Source organism: Pseudomonas nitroreducens TX1 (assembly GCF_000313755.1).
Classification (GTDB): Bacteria; Pseudomonadota; Gammaproteobacteria; order Pseudomonadales; family Pseudomonadaceae; genus Pseudomonas; species Pseudomonas nitroreducens_A.
The window spans coordinates 1-14,552 of record NZ_AMZB01000093.1 but is presented as its reverse complement, the minus strand read 5'-3'; the positions used below and the strand labels follow the sequence as shown (position 1 = coordinate 14,552).

General features: G+C 67.1%; 13 protein-coding genes. 10 read left to right on the top strand and 3 right to left on the bottom strand.

The genetic code is table 11. The features are described 5' to 3' along the window. Positions 1-28 precede the first annotated feature (28 nt). Both C167_RS0107695 and C167_RS0107690 read left to right on the top strand, forming a co-directional pair. Complete coding sequence (locus tag C167_RS0107695) at positions 29-946, top strand: LysR family transcriptional regulator (RefSeq protein ID WP_017517687.1); 918 nt, start codon at positions 29-31, stop codon at positions 944-946. 53 nt (positions 947-999) lie between these two features. Next, positions 1,000-1,455, top strand: a complete 456-nt coding sequence (locus C167_RS0107690; protein WP_017517686.1) for a GNAT family N-acetyltransferase — start codon at positions 1,000-1,002, stop codon at positions 1,453-1,455. 1 nt (position 1,456) lies between these two features. Here C167_RS0107690 and C167_RS0107685 read toward each other — a convergent pair whose 3' ends face one another. Further along, a complete protein-coding gene (locus tag C167_RS0107685; protein ID WP_017517685.1) occupies positions 1,457-2,407 on the bottom strand; it encodes an alpha/beta fold hydrolase in 951 nt (316 codons plus the stop codon). Between the two features lie 166 nt (positions 2,408-2,573). On the opposite strand from C167_RS0107685, the gene C167_RS0107680 reads away from it, so the two are divergent. The 4 genes from C167_RS0107680 (at position 2,574) to C167_RS0107665 (ending at position 7,493) form a co-directional block, all read left to right on the top strand. Then, positions 2,574-2,864 (top strand): hypothetical protein, encoded by a 291-nt coding sequence (locus tag C167_RS0107680; RefSeq protein WP_017517684.1) that lies wholly within the window; start codon positions 2,574-2,576, stop codon positions 2,862-2,864. Between the two features lie 187 nt (positions 2,865-3,051). After that, on the top strand, positions 3,052-5,151 hold the full coding sequence (locus C167_RS0107675; RefSeq protein WP_017517683.1) for a 3-hydroxyacyl-CoA dehydrogenase NAD-binding domain-containing protein: 2,100 nt from the start codon (positions 3,052-3,054) through the stop codon (positions 5,149-5,151). 10 nt (positions 5,152-5,161) lie between these two features. Then, entirely contained in the window at positions 5,162-6,352 is a 1,191-nt protein-coding gene (locus C167_RS0107670) for an acyl-CoA dehydrogenase family protein (protein ID WP_017517682.1), read from the top strand. Between the two features lie 10 nt (positions 6,353-6,362). Continuing rightward, a complete protein-coding gene (locus C167_RS0107665) occupies positions 6,363-7,493 on the top strand; it encodes an acyl-CoA dehydrogenase family protein (protein WP_017517681.1) in 1,131 nt (376 codons plus the stop codon). Between the two features lie 576 nt (positions 7,494-8,069). Here C167_RS0107665 and C167_RS0107660 read toward each other — a convergent pair. Continuing rightward, positions 8,070-8,855, bottom strand: a complete 786-nt coding sequence (locus C167_RS0107660; protein ID WP_017517680.1) for an IclR family transcriptional regulator — start codon at positions 8,853-8,855, stop codon at positions 8,070-8,072. A gap of 211 nt (positions 8,856-9,066) precedes the next feature. Here C167_RS0107660 and C167_RS0107655 point away from each other — a divergent pair, with 211 nt between their 5' ends. Both C167_RS0107655 and C167_RS0107650 read left to right on the top strand, forming a co-directional pair. Beyond that, positions 9,067-10,698 carry an AMP-binding protein gene (locus tag C167_RS0107655; protein WP_026078877.1) on the top strand — a complete coding sequence of 544 codons (1,632 nt, stop codon included), beginning with the start codon at positions 9,067-9,069 and terminating at the stop codon, positions 10,696-10,698. A gap of 47 nt (positions 10,699-10,745) precedes the next feature. Then, the gene (locus tag C167_RS0107650) at positions 10,746-12,269 is read left to right on the top strand and encodes a 3-hydroxyacyl-CoA dehydrogenase (protein WP_017517678.1); all 1,524 of its coding nucleotides are present in this window, start codon (positions 10,746-10,748) and stop codon (positions 12,267-12,269) included. A 139-nt stretch (positions 12,270-12,408) separates the two neighbouring features. On the opposite strand, the gene C167_RS0107645 is transcribed toward C167_RS0107650, so the two are convergent. Continuing rightward, the gene (locus tag C167_RS0107645) at positions 12,409-13,500 is read right to left on the bottom strand and encodes an aminopeptidase (RefSeq protein WP_017517677.1); all 1,092 of its coding nucleotides are present in this window, start codon (positions 13,498-13,500) and stop codon (positions 12,409-12,411) included. A 64-nt stretch (positions 13,501-13,564) separates the two neighbouring features. Between C167_RS0107645 and C167_RS0107640 the strand changes: the two genes are divergently transcribed. Further along, a complete protein-coding gene (locus C167_RS0107640; protein WP_017517676.1) occupies positions 13,565-13,981 on the top strand; it encodes a hypothetical protein in 417 nt (138 codons plus the stop codon). 43 nt (positions 13,982-14,024) lie between these two features. Next, positions 14,025-14,465, top strand: a complete 441-nt coding sequence (locus C167_RS0107635; RefSeq protein ID WP_017517675.1) for a hypothetical protein — start codon at positions 14,025-14,027, stop codon at positions 14,463-14,465. Positions 14,466-14,552 lie beyond the last annotated feature (87 nt).

The window sequence follows — 14,552 nt, the reverse complement described above, 5'->3', positions numbered from 1 at the left end:
GCCTTTCACTCTTTAGCGGAGCTTCACAATGGACAACCTTCGCGGCATGGCAGTGTTCGCCACCGTGGTGGCTCGCGGTTCCATGGCCGCGGCGGCCGAGGCGTTGGGCATGACGCCTTCGGCAATCAGCCAGCAGATCCGCAAGCTCGAAGCGCATGCCCAGGTCACGCTGCTGCACCGCACAACCCGCAAGCTGACGCTGACCGAAGCCGGCGAAGCCTTCTATCGCAGTTGCGCGCAGATGCTGGCTATCGCCGAGGAAGCGGAGCAGCGCCTGGGCGAATGGCGCGAAGCGCCGGTGGGGGAATTGCGCCTGGCGGCGCCAGTGGGGTTCTCCGGCAAGCTGATCACCGAGGCGCTGCGCCCGCTGCTGGAAAGCCACCGCCAGCTGCGCCTGCAGCTGTTCTTCCACGATGAACAGATCGACATGATCGAGCAGCGCATCGACCTCGCCATCCGCGTAGGCAGCCTGTCCGACTCCAGCCTGGTGGCGCGGCACCTGGCCGAGTGGAACAACGTCATCTGCGCTGCACCTGGCTACCTGCGACGATTACCGGTCATTGACCATCCGCGGCAGTTGCAAGCCGTCGACTGGCTCGCCCTGAACACCATGGCACACCAGGGCTACCTGAATTTCAGCGGGCCGGGCGGGGAGAGCTGCAAGCTTCGGCTCGAAGCGAGAGTCGCCGCCAACAGCATGATCGCCCTGCGCCAGTTCACCCTCGACGGCCTTGGCGTTTCCGCCCAGCCGGAGCCGGAAGTCCGCGAGGCGCTGGAGGAGGGCAGGCTGGTGCGGCTGCTGCCGGAATGGACACTGCCGCCGTTCGGCATCTATGCCGTCACCCCGCGCCGCGATGCCCAGCCGGCCAAGGTGAAGGTCGCCATCGAAGCGCTGCGCCGGCATCTGGGCGGCTCGACCACGCTGCGCTTCCACGCGCCGGTTTGAGGCGCGATAACATGCTGCCCTGAAGACGTCTGGATGATCGGAGTGAACATCACATGGCCCTGAACTGGACCTGCAAGCACCACCGCGACCTGACCAAGGAAGAGCTCTACGCCATCCTGCAACTGCGCACCGAAGTCTTCGTGGTGGAGCAGAAATGCCCCTACCAGGAAGTCGATGGACTGGACCTGGTCGGCGACACCTGCCACCTGATGGTGGAAGAAGGCGACCAGCTGATCGGCTACCTGCGCCTGCTGGACCCGCAACGCCACGACGGCGACGTGGTGATCGGCCGCGTGCTGATCGCCCCACGAGGCCGCGGTACCGGCCTGGGCCACCAGCTCATGGAGCAGGCGCTGCAGGCCATCGCCCAGCGCTGGCCGGGGCTGCCGGTGTACCTCTCGGCCCAGGCCCACCTGCAGGGCTACTACAGTCGTTATGGCTTCTCGCCGGTGACCGAGGTCTATCTGGAAGACGACATCCCGCACATCGGTATGCGCCGCGAAGCGTGATTCAGACCGGATAATGCCGGCCAAGGAAATCCCCCAGCAACGCGTTGACCCGCTCCGGCTGCTGGTTCTGGATCCAGTGGCCGCAGTGCTCGAGCACATGCTGTTCAAGGGTGGGCACATGCTCGGGCATGCGCTGCACGGTGTAGGCCTCGAAACGGCCGACCGGGTCACGGTCGCCGATGAGGAACAGCGTCGGTTGCTCGACCTTGCGCCCGGCCAGCGGCTCGGTGCGCTGCCAGCTGCGCTCGAAGTTGCGGTACCAGTTCAGCGCACCATGGAAGCCACGGCCGGCGAAGGTACGCACGTACCACTGGAAGTCCTGGGCACTGCACCAGTCCGGGTACGCCGGCGGCGGTGGCAGGCCGTCGAACAATCGACCGTCCGGGGACTGATCCGGCGCCAGGCGCACGTTGTCGCACAGGAAGTGGCGCAGGCTCAACGCGATGTCCGCATCCAGCTCGGCCTCGGCGCGGCCAGGCCGCTGGAAGTAGAGGATGTAGAAGAACTTGCCGGCGAATACCTCGCGCATGATCTCCACCGGCGGGCGCTTCGCACGGCCGGCGAAGGGTACCGAGAGCGTTGCCAGCACCGCCACGCGCTGCGGTTCCAGCAACGCCAGATGCCACGCCACCGGTGCGCCCCAGTCATGCCCGACCATCGCGACGCGCTCGTGCCCCAGCGCATCCATGGCGCCCTGGATGTCCCCACACAGCGTCAGCACGTCGTAGGCGTCCACTTCCTGTGGCGCACTGGTCTGGCCATAGCCGCGCATTTCCGGGACGAGCACGCGATAGCCGGAGGCGGCGAGGGCGCGCATCTGGTGCTGCCAGGAATGCCAGCACTCGGGAAAGCCGTGCAGCAGCCACACCGGCTTGCCGTTCGCCGGCCCGCAACTGTAGAGGCTGAGCTGGATGCCGTTGACCGCCAGCAACCGGTGTTCGAACTCGTTCATGGCGCGTACTCCAGCGGAAGGTGAGCTTCACTATGCCAAGGCCGGCGTGCCGGCCAAACCCCATTCACCAGACGAATGAAGGGATCTTTCCAGGCGGCCAAGCGGCGCTGGAAAACAGCGGATAATGCCCGACGCTACCACCGATCCCACGCCAGGAAGGAATCCCATGAAACGCCAGCCCATCGCCCAGCTCTGCCCGGAACTCGACGCCATCCTGCGGGCCGAACTGCGCGCCGGCAACAAACTGGGCGAAGGCCCCGTGCGCACCGACTGGCCGCAGCCCGGCTCGATCTACGCGGCCCTTCGCGACAGCCTGAAGACACGCAAACCGGGCGAATCCGGCCCCGTACGTCACTCGATCTGCAGCGACCCGCACTACGGCTGGAACGATGAATGCTACTGCGAGCTGCATGGAGACCTGCTGGTCGCCGGCAGCACCCAACTCCCCGCCAGATGATTTCTCTCTGTAGAAGCGAGCTTGCTCGCGAACGAATTCACCGGAATTTCAGAGGCTGAGCGCTTCGCGAGCAAGCCCGCTCTGACGACAGCCTTACCCTATCTCTCTACTCGACAAGAAAAAAACGACATCGTATTCTGCACAGCGAAACATCATTCCGTTAAAACAAATCTAAACGGAGCACAGCATGTCAGAAGCGGTACAGCTCGAACGCCGGGGCGAGATTGCCCTGGTGACGGTCGACAACCCACCGGTGAACGCCCTCGGACATGCCGTCCGTGCTGGCCTGCTCGCCGCCTTCCAGCAGGCCGAGGCCGAGGCCGATCCGCAGGTGCGCGCGGTGGTGCTGGTGTGTGCCGGACGCACGTTCATGGCCGGCGCCGATATCCGCGAGTTCGGCAAGCCGCCGCAAGCGCCCTCCCTGCCTGACGTGGTCGATATCCTCGAAGGCACCAGCAAACCCAGCGTCGCCGTGATCCACGGCACCGCCCTGGGCGGCGGGCTGGAAGTCGCCCTGGCCTGCCATTACCGCATCGCCCGGCGTGACGCCCAGGTCGGCCTGCCGGAAGTGAAGCTCGGCCTGCTGCCCGGCGCCGGAGGCACCCAGCGCCTGCCGCGCCTGGCCGGCGTCGAGAAGGCCCTGGACATGATCGTCTCCGGCACGCCGATCCGTGCGCCGGAAGCCCTCGAATTCACCGTCGTCGATGAGTTGTTCGACGGCGACCTGATCGAAGCCGGGCTCGCCTACGCCCAGCGCCTACTGGCGGACGGCAGGGGTCCGCGCCGCACCGGCGAATGCAACGGGCGCGTACAGGAAAGCGGCCTGGCCGAGCTGATCGCCCACAAGCGCGGCGAAGTGCAGAAGCGCCTGCCCGGCCAGTTCGCGCCGCAGCGCTGCATCGACGCCGTGGAAGCCGCCACCCAGCTGCCGCTGCGTGAAGGCCTGGTGCGCGAGCGCGAGTTGTTCATGCAGTGCATGGAGTCGCCACAACGCGCCGCGCAGATCCACGCTTTCTTCGCCGAGCGCGAGGCGGCCAAGGTCGACGGCCTCGCCAGTGATACCCGGCTGCGCGAAGTGCGCAGCGCCGCCGTCATCGGTGGCGGCACCATGGGCGTCGGCATCGTCCTGTGCTTCGCCAACGCCGGCATTCCGGTCAAGCTGCTGGAGGTGAACGACGAAGCCCTGCAACGCGGCCTCGACCGCGCCCGCAGCACCTATGCCGCCAGCGTGGCGCGCGGCAGCCTGAGCGCCGACGAGCTGGAACGGCGCATGGGCCTGATCAGCGGCGTGCTCGATTACGCTGCACTGGGCGATGCGGACGTGGTGGTCGAAGCGGTATTCGAAAGCCTGGACGTGAAGCGCCAGGTCTTCGAGCGACTGGACGCCGCATGCAAACCCGGCGCGATCCTCGCCAGCAATACCTCCTCGCTGGACCTCGATGAAATCGCCGCCTTCACCGAGCGTCCGCAGGACGTGGTCGGCCTGCACTTCTTCAGCCCGGCCAACGTCATGCGCCTGCTCGAAGTGGTGCGCGGCAAGGCCACCTCGGACGTCGTGCTGGCCACCGCCATGCAATTGGGCAAGCGCCTGAAGAAGGTTTCGGTGGTGGTCGGCGTGTGCGATGGCTTCGTCGGCAACCGCATGATCTTCCAGTACGGCCGTCAGGCCGAGTTCCTGCTGGAGGAGGGCGCCACACCGGCGCAGGTGGACCGCGCGCTACGCAGCTTCGGCATGGCCATGGGGCCATTGGCAGTGCGCGACCTGTCCGGCCTGGACATCAGTCACGCAATCCGCTCGCGCCAGCGGCCGAACCTCAAGCCCGGCCAGACGCTGCCCACCGTGCTCGATCACCTGATCGCCGCCGGCATGCTCGGGCAGAAGACCGGCACCGGCTTCTACCGCTACGCCGAAGGCGGCCGCGCCCCACAGGACAACCCGGCGCTGCCGGCCATGCTGGAGCAGGCCGCCGCCGAACGCGGCATTACCCGCGCGCCGGTCAGCGATGAGGAGATCGTCGAGCGTTGCATCTACTCACTGGTCAACGAGGCCGCCAACATCCTCGACGAAGGCATCGCCCAGCGCGCCAGTGACGTCGACGTGATATTCGTCAACGGCTACGGCTTCCCCGCGTGGCGCGGCGGCCCGCTGTTCCATGCCGACAGCGTGGGCCTTGCGCACGTACTCGAACGAATCCGCGAGTTCCACCAGCGCCTGGGCGCGTGGTGGAAGCCCGCACCGCTGCTCGAACGCCTGGTGGCCGAAGGCCGCCGCTTCGCCGATCTGTAGAGGACCCGCCATGGATATCCATTTCACCCCTGAAGAACTGGCGTTCCGCGACGACGTACGCCACTTCCTGGCAACCAAGCTGCCCAAGGACATCGCGACCAAGGTGCGCCTGGGCAAGCACCTGAACAAGGGCGACCACCAGCGCTGGCAGCGCGTGCTCGCCGAGCAGGGCTGGTACGCCACGCACTGGCCGGAGGCGTTCGGCGGCACCGGTTGGAACGCCGTGCAGAAGCACATCTTCGAAGAGGAATGCGCCGCGTTCGGCGCGCCGCGCACCATCCCCTTCGGCGTCAACATGGTCGCCCCGGTGATCATCAGGTTCGGCACGCCCGAGCAGCAGGCGCACTACCTGCCGCGCATCCTCGACGGCACCGACTGGTGGTGCCAGGGCTATTCCGAGCCGGGCGCCGGTTCCGACCTCGCTTCGCTGAAGACCCGCGCGGTGCGCGACGGCGACCACTACGTGGTGAACGGCCAGAAGACCTGGACCACCCTCGGCCAGCACGCCGACTGGATCTTCTGCCTGGTGCGCACCGACCCCGAAGCGCAGCAGCAGCGGGGCATCAGCTTCCTGCTGATCGACATGAAATCCCCTGGCATCACGGTGCGCCCGATCATCACCCTGGATGGCGAGCACGAGGTCAACGAAGTCTTCTTCGACAACGTGCGCGTGCCGGTGGAAAACCTCGTCGGCCGCGAGAACGAAGGCTGGACCTGCGCCAAGTACCTGCTGACCTACGAGCGCACCGGCCTCGCCGGCATCGGCGCATCCAAGGCGGTGCTCGCGCACCTCAAGCAGGTCGCCAGCCGCGAGTTGTGCGACGGCAAGCCGATGCTCGAAGACCCGCTGTTCCGCGCCCAGGTGGCGGAGGTGGAAATGCAGCTGATGGCCATCGAGATGAGCACCCTGCGCATCCTTGCCGCTGCCCGCGAAGGCGGTGTGCCGGGGGCGGAAAGCTCGATCCTGAAAGTGAAGGGCACGGAGATCCGCCAGGCGATCAGCCACCTGCTGCGCAAGGTGCTCGGTCCCTATGCGCTGCCCTTCATCGAAGACGAATTCGCGCTGGGCGCCGAACCGCTGCACGCGGACTACTCGGCGGCGCCGGCCAGCCAGTACTTCAACCTGCGCAAGCTGTCGATCTTCGGCGGCTCCAACGAAATCCAGAAGAACATCGTCTCCAAGATGATTCTCGAGCTGTGAGGGGCTGACCATGGACTTCAAACTGAGCGAAGAGCAGCAGATGCTGCAGGACACCGCGGCGCGCCTGGTTCGCGACGCCTATCCGTTCGACAAGCGCGACGGATTCAGCAAGAGCGAACTGGGCTACGGCGCCGACTTCTGGCGCCAGCTCGGCGAGCTGGGGCTGACCTCGGTGTCACTACCCGAGGCGTACGGCGGCTTCGGCAGTGGTGTCGAAAGCATGCTGGTACTTACCGAGCTGGGCCGTGGTCTTTGCCTGGAGCCGTACCTGCAATCGGTGGTGCACGCCGGCGGGCTGATCGCCCAGCTGGGCAATGATGCGCAGAAGGATCATTGGCTGCCGCGCATCGCCAGCGGCGAGGTGCAACTCGCAGTGGCCCTGGAAGAACCGCAGAGCCATTACCAGCTGCACGACGTGCAGACCCGCGCGGAGCAGGCCGGCGATAGCTGGAAACTGAGCGGCCGCAAGGCGGTGGTGATTGGCGGGCAGAGCGCTACGGCGATTCTGGTTTCGGCTCGCGTAAGCGGCAATGCGCGGGACGAGGCGGGCATCGGCCTGTTCCTCATCGCCCCGCAGCAAGCGGGCGTCAGCCGCCGCGACTACCCGACAGTGGACGGCCAGCGCGCCTGCGAGCTGTTCCTCGACGGTGCCGTTGGCGAGGCTATCGGCACGCCGGGCGAAGCCCTTCCGGCCCTGCGTTACCAACAGGGCCGCGCCATCGCCGCGCAGTGCGCCGAAGCCCTCGGCAGCCTGCAGGAAGCCTGCGCACTGACCCTGGACTACCTGAAGACGCGCAAGCAATTCGGCCTCCCCATCGGCAAGTTCCAGGTACTGCAGCACCGCATGGTGGACATGCGCAGCGAACTGGAGCAGGCCACCAGCATGGCGATCCTCGCCGCCTGCGTCGCCGACCAGCCCGACAGCGCCGAACGCAGCCGCACCCTGGCGGCCGCCAAGTTCATCGTCACCCGCGCCGCGCGCTACGTGGCCGAACAGGCGATCCAGCTGCACGGCGGCATCGGCATGACCTGGGAATACGTGCTGGCGCACCACGCCAAGCGGCTGGTGATGCTCAGCCATCAGTTAGGGGACGACGATCATCACCTGAAGGTGTATGCGGGGTTGATGGACGTGGCCTGAGGCGCTTGCCGGCCCTTGTAGGAGCGAGCTTGCTCGCGAACGGGGATTCGCCGATGGCTCCGGTGCTGGGCGGTTCGCGAACTCGCTCCTACAGGAAAAGCATGCACGGCGATCCGGTTCGAGCTCTGGCTTCTATTTCCAGAGAAACATCCGTGCACTCCGGAGCGCCCCTTTCAGGAGGCCGAGTGGAATCGGAGTTTCAGGGGTTGAGCGGCATGGATGCTGCGAGAGCCACGATGGGCCAGGGATGGCCCTTCGTGGGGGGACGCCTGGTTCGTGCCCCTGAAACTTCGATTCGACGAGGGAATTTTTCGCCTAGGCGAAAAACCGGATGGAGGGGCAAGACCTTTGCCCACTTTGGGTCTCTCCAAAGTGGGTCGCCCGAGGGGGCGAAACAAAATCTATCAGCGCACGCCGAAGCGACGCGGGAAACAAGGGGTGAGGCAGACACATCGCGGACAAAGTCCGCTCCTACACGGGTGCATGAGGCAGGCGTTCACATAGGACACCGAGTGAGCCGCGATGGATTTCGCGGAGAAGCTCCGCTCCTACGAAAGCGGTTCTCCCTGCCAGGGCTCAGGCCCCAAGGCTCTCGATATCCCGCGCCAGGATTTCCAGCTCATGGGCCAGCGACCCGCGCAGCGTCTCCTCGCTCAACTGGAACGACGGTGCTCCGCAGGTCAGCGCCATCAGCCCGCCGTCGGCCAGGCGCAACGGCACACCGGCAGCGCGCACGTTGCGGTCCCAGTCGCCAAGGGACAGGCAGAAGCCGTGCTCGTCGTACTCTTCGAAAGAGGCGTCCAACGAAGCGCGCATCACCGCCCAATCCCCCTCATGCCGTTCCTGCAGAGCCGACAGCAAGTGCTCGCGCTCCTGCTGCGGAGTCGCAGCCAGGTAGGCGCGGCCGGCGGCGGTGGTCGCCAGCGGCAGGCGCACGCCCGCGTCCATACGCAGGGAAGTGGCTTCCGGCGGGCGGCAGTTTTCCACGTAGATCATCGACAGCCAGTCGCGGCAGGTGAGGCCGACCGTGGTGTTGGTACGGCGGGCGAAGGCGTCCATGTACGGCTTGGCCAACTGGCGGACGCGCAGGTTGGAGACATAGGCGTAACCCAGCGCCAGCACGCCGGAATCCAGCTGGTACTTCTCGTGCTGCTGCGAATAGCAGAGGTAGCCCAGCTGGGTCAGGGTATAGGTCATGCGTGAAACCGTCGCCTTGGGCAGGCCGGTGATCCGCGAGATTTCCTGGTTGCCGAGCACCACCGAACCGTGGGTGAAGGCGCGCAGCACGTCCAGTCCGCGGGCGAGCGCCTCGACGTACTTGCGGTCCTTGGGGTTGCTGCTGTCTTCGACGTCGTCGCTCATGGGGCCTCGGCGGGGGGGATTGCTGTTGCGGCGCCACGCGCGGCGCGGGCGAACGATAGCAGATCGCCCCGTCGCCACGCAGCGGTCCGCGTGTACTCGTTGCGTCGGGCTAGCCTATCGCATACCATCGATTTCGACACGATGTTTCGCTGTGCAGAACAACAATTCGAATCCAGGGCCAACACAGGCTCGAGAAAGAACGGAGAAGTCGATGTCTGCTCAACCCTCAGGTCACGTGGCCCGCGAGATCGCCCGTCACGACTACCAGAACCTCCACGACCTGCTGCGCGACGCCTGCCGCGAATTCCCCGAGCGCCTCGCGTTCTCCTGCGGCGACAGCCACCTGAGCTTCGCCGAGCTGGAACGCCAGGCCGACACCTTCGCCCGCTACCTGCGCCACCACGCCGGCCTGCAACCGGGCGAGCGCCTGGCGCTGATGCTGCCCAATTCCCTGCAATACCCCATCGCCACCTTCGGCGCGCTGAAGGCCGGGGTAGTGCTGGTGAACACCAATCCGCAGTACACCGCCAGCGAGTTGCGCCACCAGCTGGCCGACTCCGGCGCCTGCGCCGTGTTGTTGCTCGACCGCCTGCTGCCTCTGCTGCGCGGTGTGCAGGCACAGACCGATGTGCGGCAGGTGCTGCTGACCTCGATCGACGATATTGAACACCCGCATTTCGATAGCGACGAGGCGGACTGCACCCGCTTCCAGCAGGCCCTGCGCCTGGGCGCCGAGGCGCCGCCGGTGGACGCCGAGCCGGGCCTGGATCGCCTCGCCCTGCTGCAGTACACCGGCGGCACCACAGGGGTATCCAAGGGCGCGATGCTCAGCCACCGCAGCCTGATCGCCAACGTCATCCAGACCCTGGAGCTGTTCCTGCGTCCCGGCCTGCTGGACCCGGCCACCGACGTGCGCATCGCGCCGCTGCCGCTCTACCACATCATGGCCTTCGCGACGAATTGCCTGTCCTCGGTGGGCATGGGCCTGCACACGGTGTTCATCCGCGACGGCCGCAACCTCGACGAGATCATCGGCGCGATGCGCCGCTATCCCTTCACCCTGATGAGCGGGATCAACACCCTGTTCGTCGGCCTGATGAATCACCCGGACTTTCCCGGCATCGACTTCAGCCACCTGAAGTGGGTGACCTCCGGCGGTGCGCCGCTGAACCGCGAAGTGGGCCGGCGCTGGGAAGCGCTGACCGGTGCGCCGGTGCGCGAGGGCTTCGGCCTCACCGAGGCATCGCCCGTGGTTTCCACCGGCACGCTGCTGAGCCCGTACCGTGAGGGCTACGTCGGCCAGGCGCTGGTGGATACCGAGCTGCGTACGGTGGACGAGGAGGGCAACGACACCGCCCCCGACCAGCCCGGCGAGCTTTGGCTGCGCGGCCCGCAGGTGATGCAGGGCTACTGGCAGCGCCCGGAGGAGAGCGCCCAGGTGCTGACCGCCGATGGCTGGCTGAAGACCGGCGACATCGCCGAGCTGGATGCCGACGGCATGCTGAAAATCGTCGACCGCAAGAAGGACATGATCCTGGTCTCGGGTTTCAACGTGTTTCCCAACGAGGTGGAAGACGCGGTGATGCGCCACCCCGGCGTGCGCGAGTGCGTGGCCATCGGCGTGCCGGACGCACGCAAGGGCGAGTCGGTGAAGCTGTTCGTCAGCCTCAGGGACGAGTCCCTGGCGCCGGCGCAGATCATCGCCCATTGCCGCGAGCACCTCACCGGCTACAAGGTGCCGAGCTTCGTCGAGGTGCTCGACGAGCTGCCCAAGACCAGCGTCGGCAAACTGCTGCGCCGTCAGCTGCGCGATCTGGAGCTGGCGAAAAGGGCCACCGTGTGAGCACAACGTCTATGGTTGATGCAGGTGCGCACGACGAGAGCCGCAGCATGACCGAGTCCTTCCACCGTATCGGCGTGATCGGCGCCGGAGCCATGGGCCGCGGCATCGCCCAGCTGTTCGCCAGTGCCGGCCTGCCGGTGCGGCTGTACGACAGCAACCCGCAGACCGTGGAGCAGGCCCTGGCCTTCAACCGCGAACTGCTGGAGCGTTCGGTGGCCAAGGGCAAGCTCAGCCCTGACGCACTCGGCGCGACGATGCAACGCCTGCTGCCGACTCACAGCCTCGACGAACTGGCCGACTGCGACCTGCTGATCGAAGCCATCATCGAGGACCTCGGCGCCAAGCAGGCGCTGCTCGCCGAGCTGGAAAAACGCGTGGCGCCGGACGCCGTGCTGGCGAGCAACACCTCATCGCTCTCGGTCACCCGTATCGCCGCGCGCTGCCAGCGCCCGGAACGCGTCGCCGGCTTCCATTTCTTCAACCCGGTGACGCTGATGCGCATCGTCGAGGTCGTGCGCGGCCAGCGCACCAGCGAGTCGGTGGTGCGCCGCCTGAGCCGGCTGGCGGAGCAGGCCGGGCATTACCCGGCGGTTTCGCCGGACAGCCCCGGCTTCATCGTCAACCACGCCGGCCGCGCGTTCAGCACCGAAGCGCTGCGCATCCTCGGCGAGGGCATCGCCAGCCCGGCGCAGATCGACCGCATCCTGCGCGACGGCGTGGGCTTTCGCATGGGGCCCTTCGAGCTGCTCGACCTGACCGGCCTGGATGTTTCCCAGGCGGTGATGGAATCGCTCTACCAGCAGTTCTACCAGGACCCGCGCTATACCCCCTCGCCGCTGGCCGCGCAGCGCGTCGCCGGCGGCCTGCTGGGGCGCAAGAGTGGCGAGGGCTTCTACCACTACCGCGACGGCCAACCCGTGCGCGAACCCGAGGAGCAGCACGAGGCCGTGCTGCTCAATCGCCCTTACTGGCTCGACAGCCAGGATCCGGAATTGCGCCACCGCGTGGCGGCGATCCTTACCCTCGGCGGCGTGGTGCTGGAGACCAGCGAAGCGCCGTCATCACGGGCCATCTGCCTGGTCACCCCGCTGGGGACGGACGCCAGCACGCGCATCGACGCCCTCGGCCTGCCGCCGGAGCGCAGCCTGGCGCTGGAGACCTTCACCGAACTGGACCGCCGCCGTGTGCTGATGCGCCAGCCGGCGCTCGACCCCAAGCTCGAAGCCCAGGCGCGCCAGGCGCTGGGCAGCGACGGCGTGCCGGTGGAAGTGATCAACGATTCGCCTGGCTTCATCAGCCAGCGGGTGGTCGCCGGGATCGTCAACCTGGGTTGCGAGATCACCCAGCGCGGCATCGCCACCCCGGTGACACTGGACCGCGCGGTGCAACTGGCGCTGGGTTATCCCCTGGGCCCGCTGGCCTTCGGCGAGCACTACGGCGCGGCGCGCATCCTCACCATCCTGCAAGGGCTGCAAGCCTGCTACGGCGAGGCGCGCTACCGGCCCAGCCCCTGGCTGCGCCGCCGCGTGCAGCTGGACTTGCCGCTGCATAGTCCGGATCGGGCGGAGTGACGGTCTGCAACCTGTAGCAGCGCACCCTGCAAGGGGACACCGGCGCTGGGCGGTTCGCGAGCAAGCTCGCTCCTACGAAGAGCTGCCTCGCCCTGACCTGTAGGAGCGAGCTTGCTCGCGAACCCACCCGCCGGAGGACTCACCGGAAACTGACGAACTCCCCCGCCTTCAACTTCTCAAGCGCCGCCTTGCGCTCCGTTGGCGGCAGCGCCCCGAGCTTTTCCACCCGCGCATAGAAGGCCGGCCAGTTGCCGCCAACCTGGGCAAACAGCGCCGCGAACGCCGGCACCCACTGGTCGTAGAGGCCGAAGGGCAGCAGCTTGGCGTTGTTCAGTGGGCCGTTGACCCAGGCATCGAAGGGCGCCTTGCCGCCCCAATCCTGATCACGCATCTGCGCGTAATCACGGCGCAGGCGCTCGAACTCGGCCTGCTTGCCGGCGCGCTTCTCGGCATCACTGCGCGGGCTGGCGTAGAGGGTCTGCAAGCGCTCGCGGGTATCGAGCACCAGTTGGGTGAAGCGCTTGCGCTGCTCGGCCAGCAGTGGCGATTCGTCCGGCACGTGGCGTGACTCGCGCCAGCGACGGCCGCCCTCGGCCTCGACGAAGGAGGCGTAGGACTCGTTGAACGCCGTGTCGCCCGGCAGGTAGAACTTCTGGTGAGCCAGCTCGTGGAAGATCGTCTCGGCCAGACGCTGGTCACCCCAGCGCAACATGCTCCTGAGGATCGGGTCGTCGAACCAGCCGAGGGTCGAATAGGCCTCCACGCCGCCGACATAGACGTCCAGCCCCCGCTCCCTCAAACGCTTCGCCTCGGCCTGCGCGCCCTTGGCGCCGTAATAGCCGCGGTAGGCCACGCAGCCGGCGATGGGGAAGCAATGGGTCAGCGGCTGCAATGACAGCTCGGGTGTGGCGAACACGTTCCACACCACGTTGGGCCGATGGATATCGGCGTAGAGGCGGTAGCTCTGGTTGTCCGGCAGGCCCAGCTCGGCGCTGGCGAAGGCGCGCGCCGCCTGGGACAGCGCCAGGCGCTGGCGCAACGCAGGGTCGCGGGTCGGGTCGGCGACCACTTCGGCTACCGGTTCGCGGGCGGCGAGCAGGCGCAATTGGCCATCCGCCAACTGGCCGTAGTAGCCCACGGTGGAACAACCGCTCAGCGCCCAGATGGCCAGCCAGGGAACCCAGCGGCACAGGCGGCGGTCGAGTGTCGGGATAAGAAGGCGGAAGGGCATGGGCGGAACATAGCACAGCGCCTGTTCCGCCCGCTGCCGACCCTTTCGACCAGGAGCACCACCGATGCGCGCCCTTCTCATACCTGCCGGCCTGCTCGCCCTGAGCGGCTGTTCGATGCTGATGCCCCAGCCGGACCCGAACCGCGCCTGGGTCGACCTGGACACCAACAGCCAGAGCGACCTGGCGGCCATGGAAGTGGACAACAAGGAATGGTCCAGCACCCGCTACTTCGAGGTCGATCCGGGCTCCCACGAATTGCGCGTGCGCTTCCAGTTCCAGGTCGAGCCGGTGGACATCGGCCCGGTGGACGAGGCGCTGTGGCGCGACTGCGAAATGACCGTGCAATACAAGGAGTTCAGCGCCGGTCAGCGCTACCGTCTGGAGACCGGCAGCATCGGCTTCCGCCCCTGGGCCAAGCTCTACGACGCCCAGGGCGGCGAAATCGCCCGCGGCCGCGAACGGGGCTGCGCCAAGGCCTGAGCGGGGTATGCTGTGGGATAAGCCCATTCCACGGTGAACTTCCATGCGCCCGCGTTACCTGTCCGGATTCCTTCCCCTGGGCTTCGCCCTGCTCGCCGGCTGCGCCAGCCCGCTGCCGGCCCACGACCCGCAGAAGGCCTGGATCGACCTCTACACCACGCCGGGCAAGACCCTGATGGCCGAGCGCCTGGATGGCCAATCGGTGAGCGACGGCCGCTTCTACCAGGTGACGCCGGGGCGCCACGAGCTGGTGGTGCGCTTCCAGTACGAAGTCTCCAGCGGCGGCGGCATGGGCCAGATGACCGATCCGTCGGAGCTGACCTGCCGGGTCAAGGTGACCTACGACGACTTCGCCGCCGGCCAGCGCTACCGCCTGGAACTGCGCCCGCAGTTGCGCAGCGCCCTGGCGCTGCTGACGGACGCCAACGGCAGGCTGGTGGCGAAGACGGATTTCCAGGGTGCGGTGCGCTGCGGGCCGTTCTAGCGCAATCGCAGGCTTCGTAGGAGCGGAATTCATCCGCGACGTTATCCGCCCGCGTTGGGTGCCAATCGCGGACAGAGTCCGCTTGTG

Coding starts and splice junctions, on each gene's coding strand:
- C167_RS0107695 (WP_017517687.1), top strand. CDS start 29: ATGGACAACCTTCGCGGCATGGCAGTGTTCGCCACCGTGGTGGCTCGC.
- C167_RS0107690 (WP_017517686.1), top strand. CDS start 1,000: ATGGCCCTGAACTGGACCTGCAAGCACCACCGCGACCTGACCAAGGAA.
- C167_RS0107685 (WP_017517685.1), bottom strand. CDS start 2,407: ATGAACGAGTTCGAACACCGGTTGCTGGCGGTCAACGGCATCCAGCTC.
- C167_RS0107680 (WP_017517684.1), top strand. CDS start 2,574: ATGAAACGCCAGCCCATCGCCCAGCTCTGCCCGGAACTCGACGCCATC.
- C167_RS0107675 (WP_017517683.1), top strand. CDS start 3,052: ATGTCAGAAGCGGTACAGCTCGAACGCCGGGGCGAGATTGCCCTGGTG.
- C167_RS0107670 (WP_017517682.1), top strand. CDS start 5,162: ATGGATATCCATTTCACCCCTGAAGAACTGGCGTTCCGCGACGACGTA.
- C167_RS0107665 (WP_017517681.1), top strand. CDS start 6,363: ATGGACTTCAAACTGAGCGAAGAGCAGCAGATGCTGCAGGACACCGCG.
- C167_RS0107660 (WP_017517680.1), bottom strand. CDS start 8,855: ATGAGCGACGACGTCGAAGACAGCAGCAACCCCAAGGACCGCAAGTAC.
- C167_RS0107655 (WP_026078877.1), top strand. CDS start 9,067: ATGTCTGCTCAACCCTCAGGTCACGTGGCCCGCGAGATCGCCCGTCAC.
- C167_RS0107650 (WP_017517678.1), top strand. CDS start 10,746: ATGACCGAGTCCTTCCACCGTATCGGCGTGATCGGCGCCGGAGCCATG.
- C167_RS0107645 (WP_017517677.1), bottom strand. CDS start 13,500: ATGCCCTTCCGCCTTCTTATCCCGACACTCGACCGCCGCCTGTGCCGC.
- C167_RS0107640 (WP_017517676.1), top strand. CDS start 13,565: ATGCGCGCCCTTCTCATACCTGCCGGCCTGCTCGCCCTGAGCGGCTGT.
- C167_RS0107635 (WP_017517675.1), top strand. CDS start 14,025: ATGCGCCCGCGTTACCTGTCCGGATTCCTTCCCCTGGGCTTCGCCCTG.